Origin of the sequence: Sodalis sp. RH20 (assembly GCF_047324205.1) — a bacterium.
Taxonomy (GTDB): Bacteria; Pseudomonadota; Gammaproteobacteria; order Enterobacterales; family Enterobacteriaceae; genus Acerihabitans.
On record NZ_CP178733.1, the window covers coordinates 1,539,846 to 1,556,626 of the forward strand.

Below are 16,781 nucleotides of genomic sequence, written 5' to 3' on the forward strand. Positions count from 1 at the left end.
TATTGCCGGGGGTTGCGCCGTGCCACGTACTATTATGTTGATCCCAACCGACCTGAGCGTCGGATTAACCAGCGTCACCCTGGGCGTGATCCGGGCCATTGAGCGCAAAGGCATACGCCTGAGCGTATTCAAGCCGGTTGCCCAGCCGCGCGACGGCAGCAGCCGGCCGGACCAGACCACCGCCATCATCCGGGCCAACTCCGCGATTGCCGTCGCGCCGCCCCTGGAGATGGGCTATGTCGAGATGTTGTTGGGATCCAATGCGCGCGACGTCCTGATGGAAGACATCGTCGCGCGTTATCACAGCGCCCTGGGACAGGCGGACGTGGTGCTGATCGAGGGGCTGATGCTGACGCGGCGCCACCAGTTCGCCAACCAGCTGAACCACGACATCGCCAAGGCGCTGGGCGCGGAAATCGTGCTGGTCACCGCGCTGGGAACCGGTACATCGGCGCAGCTGCGGGAGCGGCTGGAGCTGGCGTGCGCGGGCATCGGCAAACACAGCGGCGTGGCGGGCGTCATCATCAATAAAATCAACGCGCCGCTGGACGAACAGGGCCGCACCCGTCCCGACCTGTCGGAAATCTTCGACCAGGCCAGCCAGGACGGCGCCGCCGATGCGGCGTTGCCGCCGTTCAGTCATTTTCCCATGCCGATCCTGGGCGCTATCCCCTGGAGCATGGCGCTTATCGCCACGCGCGTCATCGATATGGCGCATCACCTTAACGCCCGTATCGTCAACGCCGGCGATATCCAGACCCGGCGGGTGCGTTCGGTGACCTTTTGCGCGCGCGGGCTCACCGGCATGGTCGACCTGTTTCGTCCCGGCTCGCTGCTGGTGACCTGCGCGGACCGCCCGGAAGTGCTGGTGTCGGCCTGCCTGGCGGCCATGAACGGCGTGGACATCGGCGCCATCCTGCTGACCGGCGGCTATGATATCGCGCCGTCGATAGGCCGGCTGTGCGCGCGCGCGTTCCAGACCGGCCTGCCGGTATTGATGGTGGACACCAATACCTGGCAAACCTCGCTTAACCTGCAAAACTTCAACCTGGAGGTGCCGGCCGAAGATCATCAGCGCGTTGAAAATCTGCAGGACTATATTGCCGGCTATATCGATGCCGGGTGGGTAGCCTCCCTGACCGCCGTCTCTGAACGCCCGCGCCGCCAGTCGCCGCCGGCCTTCCGTTATCAACTGACCGAAATGGCCCGGCGGGCCGCCAAACGCATCGTCTTGCCTGAAGGCGATGAACCCCGCACCATCAAGGCCGCGGCGATATGCGCCGAGCGTGGTATCGCGCGCTGCGTGCTGCTGGGCAACCCCGATGAAATACGCCGTATCGCCGCGGCGCAGGGCGTGACGCTGGGCGCGGGAATCGATTTGATCGATCCGGCCGCCGCCCGGGGACATTACCTGGCGCGGCTGGTGGCGCTGCGCCAGGGCAAGGGCATGACGGAGCTGATTGCGCGGGAACAGCTGGAGGATAACGTCGTGCTGGGTACCCTGATGCTGGAACAGGGGCACGTGGACGGCCTGGTCTCCGGCGCGGTGCATACCACCGCCAATACCATCCGCCCGGCGCTGCAGCTGATCAAAACCGCGCCGGGCAGTTCGCTGGTGTCCTCGGTGTTCTTTATGCTGTTGCCTGAACAGGTGCTGGTGTATGGCGATTGCGCCATCAATCCCGATCCCGACGCCGGGCAATTGGCCGACATCGCCATCCAGTCGGCCGACTCGGCCGCGGCCTTCGGCATCGAACCGCGCGTGGCCATGATCTCCTACTCCACCGGCACGTCAGGCACCGGCAGCGACGTGGATAAAGTGCGCGAAGCCACCCGGCTGGCGCGCGAAAAACGCCCCGATCTGGCGATCGACGGTCCTTTGCAATACGACGCCGCCATTATGGCCGATGTGGCCAAAACCAAAGCGCCCGATTCGCCGGTGGCCGGCCAGGCCACGGTGTTTATTTTCCCGGACCTGAATACCGGCAATACCACCTACAAAGCGGTTCAGCGCTCAGCGGCGCTGGTTTCCATCGGGCCCATGCTGCAAGGCCTGCGCAAGCCGGTCAACGACCTTTCGCGCGGGGCGCTGGTGGACGATATCGTCTATACCATCGCCCTGACAGCCATTCAGTCCATGCAGCAATCGCCACCCGTTGAAATTTAGCCGGGGCAAACGCGAAAAGATGTCTATACTCATTACGTTATCTCTGACTGAGCTCATTTCTTTCATAAGACGTAAACTCTGTTTAGAACGAGGCAAATGCGCTGGAAACAGCAAGTCAATAAACAAAGGAGTTTTCCATGGGCATCGGAACAATCGTCTTAATCGTATTAATACTTCTGCTAATTGGTGCTTTCCCGAGTTGGCCCCACAGCCGCAGCTGGGGTTATTACCCAAGCGGCCTGCTCGGCGTGGTGGTCGTCATTCTGCTGATCTTGGTCTTATTGGGCAGGATTTAACAATTAATCCGATGCTTTAATCATTATCGGATGTATACGGGGACCTGCTTTGCGCAGGTCCCCGTTTTATTTTCGCGGGGCAGTGAAGGCGGGAGCTAGTGTTTAACCACGTACAGGTCCCGGGCGTAGACATATCCCAGTGGGCTTTCATGGAAGCCGCCGATATAGGGTTTGACCAGTTTTACCGAGACATATTGATAAACGGGGATGGCCGGTGATTCTCTGGTCAAAATATCCTCGGCCTGCTGGTAATACCGCGCCCGATCCTCTTTTGTCGACGCGGCAGCGGCATTATTTACCGCCCGGTCGTAATCCGCGTTACTGTATTTTGCCGTATTATTGCTGTCGTTGGTGACGTAGTTATTGAGGAAGGTGGACGGTTCGTTATAGTCGGCTATCCATGCGTAGCGCACCACGTCGAAATTAGGCCCGTGTAGGGTGTCGAGCATGCTCTTCCATTCCTGGCTGTTAAGCGTGGCCTCCACCCCCAGGTTTTTTTTCCACATGGAGCTGGCGGCGATGGCGATGCGCTGGTGCGATTCGGAGGTGTTATACAACAGCGAGAACTTCAGCGGCCGCGCCGGGGTAAATCCGGCCTGCGCCAGCAATGCCCTGGCCTCGGCCACCCGCTGCTGCTGGGTCCAGCCGGCGTAAACAGGGGGGGTGAGCGCAAAGCCGCCGGTGTTGTCCGGGCTGAACAGATAGGCCGGTCGTTGGCCTTGCCCCAGCACTTTTTCGGCGATAATGGTTTTATCCAGCCCCAGGTTAAGCGCCAGCCGCACCCGCGGATCGTTAAACGGCGGCTTTTGCGTATTAAATTCATAATAATAGACCGCCAGCTTGGGCGAAATATGCACCTGCGCGCCCAGGTCCGTTTGCAGCGACCGGAATAACGTTTGCGGTACGCTCGCGGTAATATCAATTTCACCCGCCTTATAACGATTGATATCGGCGGTTTCCGACGCGATGGGCAAATAGGTGATGCGGTTGATCACGGTATGCTGGTTATCCCAGTAGCGGCTGTTCCTGACACCCACTACTTTTTCATTCACTACCCATTGCGCCAGGGTGAAGGCGCCGCTGCCGACAAAATTCTGCGGCTGGGTCCATTTATCGCCGAACTGCGCGACGGCCCGGGGATTAATCGCCACCAGGGACGGATGCGCCAGCATGCTGAGAAAGGCGCTTACCGGCTGGGTGAGGTCGATTTGCAGCGTGGCGTCGTCCAGCGCCCGCACGCCCAGGCTGTCCGCCGGCTTTTGGCCCGCGGCGATCTCGGCGGCGTTCAGCACATGCATGCTTACCAGATAACTTTCGTAAGGCGAGGCGGTGGCGGGATCGATTAAGCGTCGCCAGCTGTAGACCAGATCGCCGGCGGTAATCGGCTGGCCGTTCGACCAGGTAATGCCGGGGCGCAGGTGAAAAATCCACACCCTGGGCCGGGGATTATCCCAGCCGGCGGCCAGGCGCGGCGCCACGGCGCCGTGGCTGTCGAGGCTGACCAGTCCGTCGAAGAAGTCGCTGATGATATTAAATTCCACATCGCTCTCGACCCGGTGGGGATCGAGGGAAGCCGGCTCGCTGCCGTTATTGCGCACGATGTCCTGCCGGGCCGCCAGTTCGACTCCGGCGGGCACCTCGGCGCCCAGGGCCGTGGCGGCCGGCAACAGCGCGGCCATCGCGCCCAGGGTAAATCCCGCCAGTGTAATGCCCGGCAGTCTGGTTGTCTTCATGCCTCCCCCTCCTTATTGTCGCGGATAAATAATGTCTGTCCGGCAGTCTCCACCATTCCTACCATCAACATGGCGCGCCGTCCAGGCCTGGTCCCCGTGACGCTTAACGCCGGATAAATACGCCGCCGCCGGTGCCGGGCCGGGGCATGGCGCGATGCCGGGCGGTGCGCATGGCATGACCGACATCAAGAATAGCGCCGCTAATCAGGACAATATGCGTCTCACTGTCTACGCTTATCTACATTGACCGACATTGCACTTCCGCAGTCGGCAGGTTCTGCTACAGGAGTTTATTATGCGGCGTATTGTGTTTTTCATCGCCACGGCCTTAACCGCCAATATGGCGTTGGCCCAGCCCCAGCCGGCGGTGCATACCGCAAGCCTGGTGGGCGCCGACGGCAAGGATATGGGTAAGATTACCCTTTCGGACGCGCCTAAAGGGGTGATTATGCGCGTGGAGGCCACGGGGCTTGCTCCCGGCTGGCACGGTATTCATTTCCATGAAAAGGGGGTTTGCGATGCCAAAGATAAGTTCAAGGACGCCGGCGGGCATGTCCACTCCGCGATGCCGGTGGTGCATGGTTTGTTGAACGCCAATGCCAACGATCAGGGCGACCTGACCAATATCTACGCCGGCGCCGACGGCAAGGCCTTTGCGGAAATCTATTCGACGCTGGTGTCGGTGACGCCCGGCACCCCGCGACCCGCGCTGCTGGACGGCGACGGTTCCTCGGTGGTTATCCACGCCAATCCTGATGATTACCAAAGCCAGCCCATCGGCGGCGCCGGCGACCGTGTCGCCTGCGCGGTGATAAAATAACCCACCGGCAAGCCCGCGCGGGAACGTGCGGCGGGTATGATGGGCAAGCAGAACTTATGGCGAGGTTGACGTCTTGCCCATTATGCCGGTTTGTTCCCCAAACACCTCTTCATCACCTGAGCAATCTCGAATGGCTATATAAGGCTGTTTTTGCCATAATGGCTAAATCATACCGCTCGCGGAGATTACACCATGATCACGGAACTGCTTAATTTCGATGAATTGCCGCAGGCAAACGCCTCGCAAGTGAAAAACAAATGGGGGGAGGTGGTGCGGAGGGTGCATCAGGGCGGAACCCTGGCCATTACCAATCATTCCACCGTGGAAATGGTGCTGCTGGATGTCGCCACCTATCGTGAATTGACTCACTCTTTGCTGCTGCTTAAAGCACGCGAGCAATCGGTACTGGATGACCTGACCGACAGGTTCAATGCACGGCTGGCGGTGCTAGAAAATCCGGACGCCGCCGTGAATGTAGCTTCTGTGCTGGCGCGGCGGGGGGCGCTGAAACGGCGGCCCAAGGCGGGCGAGGGCTTCTAATGGCGCGGCCGTTTATTTTTGTTCTGGCGGGCGTTAACGGCGGCGGCAAAAGTTCGGTGGGCGGCAGCCTGCTGGCAGAGCACGGCCTGGCATGGTTTAATCCGGATGCCTATGCCCGTGAGCTTATGACCCAACTGGGGCTGGAGCCTGACGAGGCGAACGGCCGGGCATGGACCTTTGGACGTTCGCGGCTGGAAGCCGCCATCGCCGGGGGCGCCAACTATGCCTTTGAAACCACTCTGGGCGGCAATACCATGCCACGGCTGTTGAGCCAGGCCTGCGAAACGCATGAGGTGATCATGCTGTTCTGCGGGCTATCATCACCGGAGCAGCATATCAGGCGCGTACAGCTGCGCGTGAGTCATGGCGGCCATGCCATACCCTCCCAGAAAATACGGGAACGGTGGGTCACGTCGCGGGCTAATCTGATAAAGCTGCTGCCGTTGCTTGCCCATGTGCAGGTTTTCGATAACAGTCTGGATGCCAGGCCCGGCGACGCAATTCCGGACCCGACTCTGGTGCTTGAAAGGGTGCGGGGGAAAATGGTATTTCCCCCGGCCGATGATGCCCGGGCGTTGAGCGCCACTCCGGCTTGGGCGCGGCCGCTCCTGGAGGCGGCTATGGAACTGGCGGAGTGAAGGGGCTATTGCTTGACGTCCACCTGATAAAAAATATGCTTGCCGAAGGGGTCGATTTCGTAGCCGGTGACGTCCTTGCGCACCGGTTCAAAAATGGTTGAATGGGCAATCATCACCGCCGGCATCTGCTCGTGCATCATGTCCTGCGCCTGCTGGTAAAGCGCGATGCGCCGGTTATGGTCGCTGCTGGCGCGCGCTTCGGTAATCAATTTATCAAACGGCGCGTAACACCATCTGGCCGAATTGGAACCGCCGTTGGCCGAAGTGCAGGAAAACAGCGGGCCGAAAAAGTTATCCGGATCGCCGGTGGCGGTGGTCCAGCCCATCAGCGCCGCCTGATGCTCGCCGCTCCTGACCCGCTTCAGGTACTCGCCCCACTCATAGGTGACGATATTGGCCTTGACGCCGATTTTCGCCCAATCGGATTGGATCATTTCCGCCATGCGCCGGGCGTTGGGGTTATACGGCCGCTGTACCGGCATCGCCCACAGATCGATGGTCAGGCCGTCGGGGAACCCCGCGTCCTTGAGCAGGGCGCGGGCCTGGTCCGGGTTAAAATCATAATCGCGCAGATCTTCTTTGGCGCTCCAGACCCCCGGCGGCAGGATATTTTTCGCGGCGGTGCCGGTGCCCTGGAAGATGGCCGCGATAATCGCCGGTTTGTTAATGGCCATGGCCAGCGCCTGGCGTACCTTCACGTTGTCCAGCGGCGGCTTTTGCGTATTAAAGGCCAGAAAACCGGTGTTAAGCCCGGCTTTTTGCATAAGCGTAATATCTTTATTGTCGCGCATGCGCGGCAGATCGGCCGGATTGGGAAACGGCATGACCTGGCACTCGCCTTTTTCCAGCTTGGCGAAGCGCACCGAGGCGTCGGGGGTAATGGCATAGACCAGACGGTCAAGCTTGGCCTTGCCCTGCCAATAGTCGGGGAAGGCGCTGAACAGAATGCGCGAATCCTTTTGATACTGGGTCAGCTGGAACGGTCCCGTGCCGACGGGATCCCTATCCACCCGTTCCGGCGTGCCGGCCTTTAACATGGCGTCGGCGTATTCGCTTGACAGTATCGAAGCGAAATACCAGGCCAGATCGGCCAGGAACGGCGCCTCGGCATGGGCAAGGGTAAAGCGCACGGTGTGATCGTCCACCTTGTCGATGGCGGTCAGCAGCGTGCCGAACTCCAGGCTGTCAAAATTGGCATAGGTGCCGTTGGACACATTGTGGTAAGGATGCTGCTTATCCTTTTGCCGCATAAACGAAAAAATCACGTCGTCGGCGTTGAAATCACGGGTGGGCTTAAAGTATTTGTTACCCTGGAATTTTACGCCCTGGCGCAGATGGAAAGTATAGATCTTGCCGTCGGCGCTGATATCCCAGCTTTCGGCCAGGCTGGGCTGCAGCTCGGTGGTGCCGGTCTTGAAATCCACCAGCCGGTTATAAACCGGCACCGCGCTGGCATCCACGCTGGTGCCCGAGGTATACAGCTGCGGGTTAAAGTTTTCCGGCGAGCCTTCCGAGCAGAACACCAGCGTTTTGGCCGACGCCGCGCCGCTGACGGCCAGCGCCAATGCCGCCAGCGTCACTATTGCCGCCGACGGACGTCCCGTATTGGTCTTTGTTCCTTTACCTGATAGGTGATCTAATCCCGGCTTCATATCATATCCCCGAATAATGGCTGTCCGCCAAAAGCACAAGCCTCATTCTTATCAGTATGCGGTTCATAAATAAAGCCATTTTGATGCTAAAATCCGACCGCCTGGCCGTCGCGCCGGCTGTCGCTGGCGGCGACATAACCGTGGTCGCGATCCGCCGACAGCCGCCAGATAAACTGGCCCGAGCCGAAATCCATATAAGGATCGTTAACCGATTTCAGCCGGTGGCCCATGGCGCGCAGCTGTTCCGCCACCAGGGGATTGACGGTGGCTTCCAGGTCCAGGGTAAAATCACGGTTGACCTTCCAGCGCGGCGCGTCGCAGGCGGCCTGGGGCTGCTGGTGGAAATCCAGCATGCGCACCAGCGTCTGCATATGGCCCTGCGGCTGCATATCGCCGCCCATGACGCCAAAGCTCATCTGCGCCTGGCCGTCTTTGGTCAAAAAGGCCGGAATAATGGTCTGGAACGGGCGCTTGCCGGGCGCCACCACGTTAACCGAACGCGGGTCGCTGGAGAACCCGGCGCCCCGGTTTTGTAGGCTGATGCCGTAATCCGGCACCACCACTCCCGACCCGAAGCCCATATAATTGGATTGGATAAACGACACCATCATGCCGCTTTCATCGGCGGTGGCCAGGTAAACGGTGCCGCCGCTGGCGGGCAGGCCGGCCTGCGGATCCGCCGCCCGGCCCGGGTCGATCAGGCGCGCCCGGCCGGCCAGATAGGCTTTATCCAGCATTTGTGACGGCGTCACATCCATGCTGGCCGGATCGGCAACGTAGCGGTAGACATCGGCGAAGGCCAGCTTCATGGCCTCGATTTGCAGATGCTGGGCCGCGGCGCCGTCAAGGGCGAGCCCGGCCAGATCAAAATGTTCCAGGATGCCGAGGGCGATAAGCGCGGCGATGCCCTGGCCGTTGGGCGGCATTTCATGCAGGGTATAACCGCGGTAGTCCTGGCTGATGGGCGTTACCCATTCCGGCTGGTAGGCGGCCAGATCGCCGCGCGTCAGGCTGCCGCCGCTGGCCTGTGACCAGGCGACGATTTTTTCGGCGATTTCGCCTTCATAAAAAGCGCGGCCGCCCTGCCGCGCCAGCAGCCGCAAGCTGCGCGCGGCGGCTGGAAAGACAAATTTTTCGCCGATCTCGGGGGCGCGCCCCCCGGGCATAAAGGCGTCGGCAAAACCGGGCTGCCCGGCCAATATGGTCACCGCCGCCCGCCATTTCGCCGCGACAATCGGCGCAATGGTCACGCCGCGCTCGGCCACGTCGATGGCGGTCTGCATCAGCCGTTCGAACGGCAGCCGGCCGAAGCGCTGGTGCAGCGCCGTCCAGCCCGCGACGGCGCCCGGTACGGTGACCGAGTCCCAGCCCCGTTCCGGGCGTTTGGCCATGCCGTTGCCGTCCTCGCCATGACGGCGGCGAAAGTGGGCCAGATCCCAGCTGGCCGGCGCCGGGCCGGAAGCGTTGAGGCCGTGCAGTCGCGCACCGTCCCAGACCATGGCGAAGGCATCGCTGCCCAGACCATTGGAGCAGGGTTCCACCACCGTTAACGTCGCGGCGGCGGCAATGGCCGCATCCACCGCGTTGCCGCCGTCCAGCAGGACACTGTTGCCGGCCTGGGCGGCAATGGGATGGGACGTCGCCACCACATTGCGGGCAAATAACGGCGCGCGTACGGTGGGATAGGGGTTATGCCAGTTAAATGTCATGCTGTGCTCCCGGCGTGGCCTGGGGGGATGGGTCATCCTGGTGAAGGCGCCGCTCCGCCTCGAGCAGCAGCGCGCGGCGGTCGATCTTATTGGTGCCGGCCAGGGGAAAACTGTCCACCAGCCAGATATGGCGCGGATGCAGGTAGGCCGCGCCGTGGCGTAGGGTAAACGCCTTCAGTTCCCCGGCGCTGGCCTGCTGGCCGGGGCGCAGGATTACCCAGGCCACCGGCTTGGTGCCTTTTATCTCGTCCGCCACCGGCACCACGCAGGCCTGTTGTACCGCGGGATGCCGTTCGATAAGGTGCTCCACTTCGCTCGGGTAGATATTCTCGGCGCCGCTGACGAACATATCGTCCAGCCGGCCGATAAAGGTATAAAACCCCTGGTCGTCGCGGGCGAACACATCGCCGGTGATATAATAACCGTCATCGGTAAACGGCGGCCGCAGGTCCGGACGCTGGTGATAGCCCTGCATCAGGCCCGGGCTTTTCAGCTCCAGAATGCCGCGCGCGGCCTCCCGGCCCTGGGGATCGCGCAAACGCAGGCTAACCTGGGGATGGGCGGCGCCGGCGCTCAGCCGCGGTGTGGGGATGCCCCGCGGATGCGGGCCGAATACCACCGGTCCGCCTTCGGTGGTGCCGTAGGCGTTAATGATGCGCGCCTGCGGCAACAGCTGGCCGATTTGCTGGAACAGGCTGTCGGTTACCGGCGCCGATCCCATGCGCACTACCCTGACGCTGGTTAAATCACTGCGCGCCAGTAAATCCTTTTCCTGCAGCATCATGGCGATCATCGGCGGCACCGCCGTCAGCCAGCTGCAGCGGTAGCGGCTAATGGCGTTAATATAGTCGCGGGCGCTGAACTGCGGCAGCAGCACGGTGGTGACATGGCTGGCAAGCGTTAACAGCGCCAGCGCCAGCGCGTTCATATGGTAAAGCGGGGCGGCGATCAGCACCCGCTCGCCCTCCAGCTCATGGTTCTCAAGGCGGGTACGCACCACCCAGGCATGGCTGGCATGGGTTAAGCGCACGCCTTTGGGCATGCCGGTGGAACCCGAGGTATACAGCAGCAGCGCCAGGTCGTCCGGCCCGGCGGGGAAGGGCGTCAGCTCTCCGGGGTCGATAAAGGCCGCCAGCCCGTCCGCGCCCGCGCCGTCAAACACCACGCGCGGCAGGTCGATCGCCGGCCGGGACAGCTGATCGGCATCGCCCAGCAGCACACGGGCGCCGCTATCGCGCAGGATATTCTCCAGCGTCTCGACCGGAAATTTGAAATTAATCGGGACGGCCACCAGCCCGGCGCGCAGGATGCCCAACAGGCTGGCAATATAATCTATGGAGTTGCGCCCCAGGATGGCGACGCGTTCCCCGGCGCGGTAGCCCCGGGCCAGCAGCGCGCGTCCGATGCCGTCGGCGCGCGCGCCGAGTTCGTCAAAGGTGATTTCTTGCGCGGTGTCGTCCGCCAGCGGGGCGATAAAAGCAATCTGCCCGCCCGGCTGCCGGGTATCGATCATGGCGCCCAGGTTGGTTGTCTGCATCATGGTAAAAACTCGAGTAGGGTGGATAATTCGGGCAGCGCCACCTGTAACCGTCCCGCGCGCCAGCATAGCGGCAGTCCCTGCGCCTCGGCGCCCCGGGCGATGCGCGCCAGATCGCCGCCCAGAAAATGCACGGCGGCAAACATCTCCCGGCCCGCGGCGGGCAACGGCAGTCCGTCGAACCGGCGGGCAAAGGCCGCGTAATCGGCGATATGCAAGGCAAAATCACGCCCGGTATCGCCCAGGCGCCGGTATTGACGCCCGCAGTTCTCCACATCGCCGCTGATCACGGTCAGGCCGGTAATGCTTTGGACCTGGTTTTCATGGCTAAGCCATTCGGGACGCCAGACCCATTCGGGGGTGTGGTGCTGGCAAAAGTACACCCGCCCGGCGGGAAAGGTTCCGGCGGCAAGGCGCACCGTGGTGAACCTGGCCAGCCCATGCTCATCGCCGCTGGCCACCTCGCGGGAAAAATCCTGGATCGGCTGCAGGGCAAAACCGGCGTCCGCCAGCGCGCGCGCGGTGCCCCCGGCATCCCGGGTGGCGAACACCAGGCCGTCGATACCCGCCGGACTGTCCAGCAGCTCCTGGCGCAGGCGCCCGCCGTCGGTGGGCAGGCCGACGATTTCAAGATAGCGATCGGCAAACATCATCAGGTAATTAATCGACCCCAATGAATGGTAGCCGCGCGGCGTCAGGGTAAAACCCAGCGCCCGGAACCACTGCGCCGCCCGCTCGGTGGCGAAGTGGGTATTGATAACCAGATGGTCCAACGGGAGGGTCATGATGGTTTCCTAGGCGGTTTGCGTGGCGTACAGTCCGCGCCCGCTGGCCACCAGCCGGCCCTCGCTGTCGAACACCCGCGCCTCGGCGCTGGAAAACTGCTTGCCCACTTTGATCACGGTGCCGACGGCGGTTAAATCCCCTTTTGCCGGACGGTGGTAGTCGACACGCAAATCCAGGGTCGGCACGCCTTTGCCGGTAAACGCCACCAGCGCCCAGTCGGCGGTCAAATCCACCAGGGCGGCCAGGATGCCGCCGTGGGTATAGCCGCCGGCGGGGTTAACCACCCACTCCTCGCGCCAGCGCGCCTTCAGGGTAATTTCGCCCTCGCCGACGGTCAGGACTTCCAGCCCGAGCCATTGATGATACGGGCCTTTTAACAACCGCTCCTGGACTTCGGCGGCGGTGGGGACGGTAATATCGGTCATAATCTGTTCCTTAATAGCATGCAGTCTGCAAACAAAACGGCCGGACGGCGCGGGGCCATAAACTGACCCCGGCCGGCCGGGTCGCGCGCGGCGTTACGGCGCGACGATCACTTTGCCCAGCACCTCGCGATCGCGAATCAGGCGCAGGCCTTCCGCCGCCTGTTCCAGGGGCAAGACCCGGTCGATAACCGGATCGATACGGCCGTCGGCGATCATCGACAGCAGGTCTTCGAGGTTGTCGCGATAGAAGCTGTTGGAACCCTTGATGGTCAGCTCGAAGCTCCAGACATAACGCAGGTCTTCCTGCGGGTCGTAGCCGGCGGTGGCGCCGCACACCAGCAGGATGCCCCCGCGTTTCAGACACTTCAGGGAGGGGCGCCAGGTATCGCCGCCGGTAAAGTTGATCACCACATCGACGCCGCCTTCCGTGGTGCGGCGCTGTGGCTTGCCGTACTGGCCGATGGCCCATTTTGAAAAATCCGTTTCACGGTAATTGACCACATGATCGGCGCCGAGGGTTTTCAGCGCCTGGGCTTTTTCCTCGCTGCCGGCACAGGCGATGACCTCGGCGCCCAGATGCTTGGCCAGGATCACGCAGGCGGTGCCCACGCCGCCGCTGGCGCCCAGGATCAGCACCCGGTCGCCTTTTTTGACGGTATTATGGGTTATCAGCATGCGGTGGGCGGTGCCGTAGGCCACCGGCAGCGCGGCGGCCTGTGCAAAGCCGACGCCGGCCGGAAGCCTGATAAGCTGCAGCGCGTCCACCGCGGCATATTCGGCCATGCCGCCGTCGGTCATTTCACCCATCAGGCCGACGCCGGGCTTTAACGGATTGACCAGCACCCGATCGCCAACGGACCAGCCCTCGACGCCCGCGCCCAGTTCGGTAATGGTGCCCGCCAGATCCAAGCCGATCACCACCGGCAGCGGCACCTTGATGCCGGGCATGCCCTTGACGGTAAACACATCGTGGTAATTAAAGGACGACGCGCCGACGCGCACCACCACATGGCCGGCCGCGGCAACGGGACGCGGCTTGTCGTTCACCACCCGCAGTTGGTCGAGGTCGCCGTGCTGCTCCAGAATTAAGGCTTTCATAACGTTACTCACAGATTGCTCCTGATTACTTGATGGATTTGGCGGCCAGGTAGGGGCGGTTATCGAACAGGCTGTCGTCCAGGTCGCCCTTGATGGCGCCGCTGGCGACAAAGACCTGATGTTCGCGCTTCAGGGTGTCGATATCCGCCGGCTCGAACTCGATACGGTTCATGCTGTCCCAGCGGCTCATGTAGACCTGCGCGTCTTTTTGCGGCAGGTTGGCCTGTTTTTGCAAAATGGCCACCACGGCGTCGGGATTCGCCTTGCCCCAGGCCAGGGTATCGCGCAGCGCGGCAATGACCCGCGCCACGGTGTCGGGATGCTGGTTAATCAGATCGGCGCGCACCGCGCCGACGCCGATATAGGGCAGGGCATCGGTATGGGTCAGCTTTTTCCATTCGCCGGCAAAGCTGCCGATGGAGGTCACCTTCAGTTCGTCAAGCTGGCTGATGGTCAGCGAGCGCAGGGCCGCGGCGTCCACCTGCTTTTGCGCCAGGAACTGCGCCAGGCGCGATTCATTGCCGCCAATCAGCGAGAAATCCGCCGGCTTGATAGCGTAGTTCTGCTGCAAAATGGTGCTGGCGATAACCGCCACCGACGATCCGGCCGGCGACATGCCGACTTTTTTACCCTGTAGCTGCGCCAGGCTGGTTATCGGCGAACCGGCCGGCACCACGAACTGCACGTCGGCCGGCTGGGTGGCGGCGAAAATTTTGATCGGCACGCCTTCTGACGCGGTGCTGAACACGCCCGCCAGCGGCGCGCCGAAGGCCAGGTCTATCGATCCCGAGGCCAGCGCCTTGATGGGGGCGTTGACATCGGGAAAATGGATAAATTCAGCGTCGATACCGCGTTTAGCCAGGAAATCCCGGCTTTCCAGCACCGCGCCGTACCCCAGGCTGACGCCGCTGGTCCAGTAGCCGATGCGGACTTTTTCCGCCGCCTGGGAACCCATGGCCAGCAGCGTGCCGGCGGCCAGCGCAGCCGCCATCAATATCTTTTTCATAACGATTATTCCTGTGTGCGTTGTTTCCAGCGGAAAAGATGACGTTCCAGCGGCTTGAGCAGCCCTCCTTCGAGCAACAGCATCATGGCCACCAGCAGTAAGGTCCAGGCGAACACCTGATCGGTTTGCACCAGATCCCCGGCCTGGCGCAGACGGTAGCCGATACCGTCCGAGGCGCCGAGGGTTTCGGCCACCAGCGACACCCGCCAGCCAAAGCCGAAGGCCAGCCGGGCGCCGGAGAAAAAATAGGGCAGGATGGTCGGCAGGTAGATCTTGAAGAGCGTTTGCCAGCGGCCCATGCGAAAACTGCGCGCCAGCTCCACATACTGCGCATCCACGGTTTGCGCGCCCTGCCAGACGTTGGTCAGGATCAGCGGCATGGCGGTCATGAACACCACAAAGATGGTGGTGGCGCCGGAAATGCCGAACCAGATAATGGCGAATATCGCCCAAATGGCCGACGAGACGGTATTGAACACCGCCAGCAGGGGTTCGAAGAACTGCGCCAGCAGCCGGCTGGCGCCGAGCGCCAGGCCGAATACCGTGCCCACCAGCGTCGCCAGCAGAAACCCGGACAAGACACGTGAGAAGGTAATGCCGATATCGTGCAGCAGGGAATCGCCATGCCACAAGGCTTCCAGCGCCTGCCAGGTCTTCAGCGGTCCCGGCAGCACGAACGACGGCATGCGCTGGGACGCCAGCCACCAGATAACCAGGAACAGGGCAAGCAGCACCAGGCGCTGGCCGATAAGCGTAATCCAGGATGCGGATGATTTCATGTTCACACCTCCAGCCTTAACAGGCGCGACTGTTCCGCAACCGCGCGCTCGGTGGGCACGCGGGGATGGGGCAGCGACATCTCGATGATTTTATGAATACGGCCGGGGTTGGGTTTGAGCAGTACTACCCGATCGGCCAGCACCACCGCCTCTTCCACGTCATGGGTGACCATCACCACGGTAACGCCTTTCAACTGCTGGATACGCAGCAGTTCGTTATGCATCACGCCGCGCGTTTGCGGATCGAGCTTGGAAAAGGGCTCGTCCATCAATAAAATTTCCGGCTCCACCACCAGGCTGCGCGCCAGGGCCACCCGGCTGCGCATACCGCCGGAGAGCTGATGCGGCCAGGCGTGGCGAAAATCATGCAGCCCCACCAGCCGCAGCGCGTCGTCGACCTTTGCCGCGCGCTCGGCGCGCGTCAGCCGGGTATTCTCCAGCCCGAAATTAACGTTTTGCTGCACGCTGCGCCAGGGCAGCAGGCGGTCCTCCTGGAACAGATAGGCCACTTTCTCCCAATGGTCGAAGCGGGCGGCGGACTGGCCCTGGATAAAGACATCGCCCTCGTCGGGGGTCAGCAATCCGGAGAGGATATTGAGCAGGGTGCTTTTGCCGCATCCCGAGGCGCCGAGCAGGGCGAGGATTTCCCCCTCGCGTACCGCCAGGGAAATATTGTCCAATACCCGCAGCTGGCCGAAACGCTTGCCGATGCCTTCGGCGCGGATAATTTCCCCCGCCGCGGCATCCTGGGACCGCGCCGCCAACGTCATCAATGGCGGGTTCATAAGGACATGCTCCGCTCGAGGATCGGCAGGATCGCGCCGCCTTTGCTGAGCGTGGCGTAGACCTTTTCCATCGTCATCACCTGGAAGGTCTCGATATGGCGGCGTGCGATGGTCTCCACCCGCCGGGCATCGCCATCGATAAACGCCTGAATCATGGCGTTATGATCGTGCTTGATCTCGGGTTTGGTTTTCTGCACGTTAAAGCCCAGCGCCACCAGCCGCGACATTTCGTCCATCAGGCTCGACAGGGTGCGGATCAGGTGGTTATTGCCCGACGCCCGGGCGATGGCCAGGTGAAAGCGCTTGTTGGCGTTCATAAAAACATCGATCTGTTCCGGCAACGGCGCATGCAGCTCCACACGGCAGGCCGCCTCCAGCTCGCGCAGTTCCTGGATATCGACACGGCCTACCGCCAGCCGCGCCGCCAGCGGTTCCAGCTGGACGCGCAGGGTGAAAATCTCCTCGACGTCCTGCACGGTAATCGGCGCGATGCGGTACCCTTTGCGCGGACGCGATTCAACCAGATGCTCATGGCACAGCCTCGCCAGCGCCACGCGGCAACTGCTTTTGCCGATGGCATAATTTTCCATCAGCTCCGGTTCGGTAATCATGGAGCCCGGGAGCAGGCGGCAGCAAAGAATGTCGTGCCTGATGCGGTTATAGGCGACATCACCCAGGGGTAAATCCGCTGTCTTGCTTAATAATGGCATGTGACCGTCTCTTCCTCTGCTTGTGAGCTGCTCACTGATTAACTCTGGGGCGCTTAATAAACCGCAGTGTAGGATGAGTTAAGCGCGGTGATCCAATATG

Annotated in this window: 16 protein-coding genes; 5 read left to right on the forward strand and 11 right to left on the reverse strand. The window is 61.9% G+C overall.

Going from position 1 to position 16,781, the window contains the following annotated elements; genetic code table 11:
* Positions 1 to 34: 34 nt before the first annotated feature.
* Both pta and ACL2XM_RS07235 read left to right on the forward strand, forming a co-directional pair.
* Positions 35 to 2,167, forward strand: coding sequence for a phosphate acetyltransferase (pta, locus tag ACL2XM_RS07230; RefSeq protein WP_413733203.1), 2,133 nt, complete (start codon positions 35 to 37; stop codon positions 2,165 to 2,167).
* A 137-nt stretch (positions 2,168 to 2,304) separates the two neighbouring features.
* Positions 2,305 to 2,463: a DUF3309 family protein gene (locus tag ACL2XM_RS07235; RefSeq protein WP_410014663.1), complete on the forward strand. Its 159-nt coding sequence runs from the start codon at positions 2,305 to 2,307 to the stop codon at positions 2,461 to 2,463.
* A 95-nt stretch (positions 2,464 to 2,558) separates the two neighbouring features.
* Here the strand turns inward: ACL2XM_RS07235 and ACL2XM_RS07240 are convergent, their stop codons facing one another.
* A complete protein-coding gene (locus ACL2XM_RS07240; RefSeq protein WP_413732630.1) occupies positions 2,559 to 4,196 on the reverse strand; it encodes an ABC transporter substrate-binding protein in 1,638 nt (545 codons plus the stop codon).
* A 295-nt stretch (positions 4,197 to 4,491) separates the two neighbouring features.
* On the opposite strand from ACL2XM_RS07240, the gene sodC reads away from it, so the two are divergent.
* From sodC to ACL2XM_RS07255, 3 genes are all read left to right on the forward strand, one after another.
* A complete protein-coding gene (gene sodC / locus ACL2XM_RS07245) occupies positions 4,492 to 5,016 on the forward strand; it encodes a superoxide dismutase[Cu-Zn] (protein WP_410014665.1) in 525 nt (174 codons plus the stop codon).
* 192 nt (positions 5,017 to 5,208) lie between these two features.
* On the forward strand, positions 5,209 to 5,556 hold the full coding sequence (locus tag ACL2XM_RS07250; protein ID WP_413723049.1) for a type II toxin-antitoxin system prevent-host-death family antitoxin: 348 nt from the start codon (positions 5,209 to 5,211) through the stop codon (positions 5,554 to 5,556).
* Entirely contained in the window at positions 5,556 to 6,194 is a 639-nt protein-coding gene (locus ACL2XM_RS07255) for a hypothetical protein (RefSeq protein WP_413732632.1), read from the forward strand. The genes ACL2XM_RS07250 and ACL2XM_RS07255 overlap by 1 nt, the downstream gene beginning before the upstream one ends.
* Before the next feature lie 5 nt (positions 6,195 to 6,199).
* Here the strand turns inward: ACL2XM_RS07255 and ACL2XM_RS07260 are convergent, their stop codons facing one another.
* The 10 genes from ACL2XM_RS07260 to ACL2XM_RS07305 all read right to left on the reverse strand — a co-directional run bounded on the left by ACL2XM_RS07260 (position 6,200) and on the right by ACL2XM_RS07305 (position 16,681).
* Entirely contained in the window at positions 6,200 to 7,846 is a 1,647-nt protein-coding gene (locus ACL2XM_RS07260; protein WP_413732634.1) for an ABC transporter substrate-binding protein, read from the reverse strand.
* 86 nt (positions 7,847 to 7,932) lie between these two features.
* Positions 7,933 to 9,555: a gamma-glutamyltransferase family protein gene (locus tag ACL2XM_RS07265; protein ID WP_413732636.1), complete on the reverse strand. Its 1,623-nt coding sequence runs from the start codon at positions 9,553 to 9,555 to the stop codon at positions 7,933 to 7,935.
* The gene (locus ACL2XM_RS07270) at positions 9,545 to 11,095 is read right to left on the reverse strand and encodes a class I adenylate-forming enzyme family protein (RefSeq protein ID WP_413732637.1); all 1,551 of its coding nucleotides are present in this window, start codon (positions 11,093 to 11,095) and stop codon (positions 9,545 to 9,547) included. The genes ACL2XM_RS07265 and ACL2XM_RS07270 overlap by 11 nt, the downstream gene beginning before the upstream one ends.
* Positions 11,092 to 11,877: a VOC family protein gene (locus ACL2XM_RS07275; protein WP_410014671.1), complete on the reverse strand. Its 786-nt coding sequence runs from the start codon at positions 11,875 to 11,877 to the stop codon at positions 11,092 to 11,094. The genes ACL2XM_RS07270 and ACL2XM_RS07275 overlap by 4 nt, the downstream gene beginning before the upstream one ends.
* A gap of 9 nt (positions 11,878 to 11,886) precedes the next feature.
* Positions 11,887 to 12,303 carry a PaaI family thioesterase gene (locus ACL2XM_RS07280; protein WP_413732639.1) on the reverse strand — a complete coding sequence of 139 codons (417 nt, stop codon included), beginning with the start codon at positions 12,301 to 12,303 and terminating at the stop codon, positions 11,887 to 11,889.
* A 93-nt stretch (positions 12,304 to 12,396) separates the two neighbouring features.
* On the reverse strand, positions 12,397 to 13,413 hold the full coding sequence (locus tag ACL2XM_RS07285) for a quinone oxidoreductase family protein (protein ID WP_413732641.1): 1,017 nt from the start codon (positions 13,411 to 13,413) through the stop codon (positions 12,397 to 12,399).
* Between the two features lie 13 nt (positions 13,414 to 13,426).
* Positions 13,427 to 14,407, reverse strand: a complete 981-nt coding sequence (locus ACL2XM_RS07290; protein WP_410014673.1) for an ABC transporter substrate-binding protein — start codon at positions 14,405 to 14,407, stop codon at positions 13,427 to 13,429.
* Positions 14,408 to 14,412: 5 nt separating this feature from the next.
* Positions 14,413 to 15,186, reverse strand: coding sequence for an ABC transporter permease (locus ACL2XM_RS07295; RefSeq protein ID WP_410014674.1), 774 nt, complete (start codon positions 15,184 to 15,186; stop codon positions 14,413 to 14,415).
* A gap of 2 nt (positions 15,187 to 15,188) precedes the next feature.
* Positions 15,189 to 15,971 carry an ABC transporter ATP-binding protein gene (locus tag ACL2XM_RS07300; protein WP_413723045.1) on the reverse strand — a complete coding sequence of 261 codons (783 nt, stop codon included), beginning with the start codon at positions 15,969 to 15,971 and terminating at the stop codon, positions 15,189 to 15,191.
* Positions 15,968 to 16,681 (reverse strand): GntR family transcriptional regulator, encoded by a 714-nt coding sequence (locus tag ACL2XM_RS07305; RefSeq protein ID WP_410014676.1) that lies wholly within the window; start codon positions 16,679 to 16,681, stop codon positions 15,968 to 15,970. The genes ACL2XM_RS07300 and ACL2XM_RS07305 overlap by 4 nt, the downstream gene beginning before the upstream one ends.
* Positions 16,682 to 16,781 lie beyond the last annotated feature (100 nt).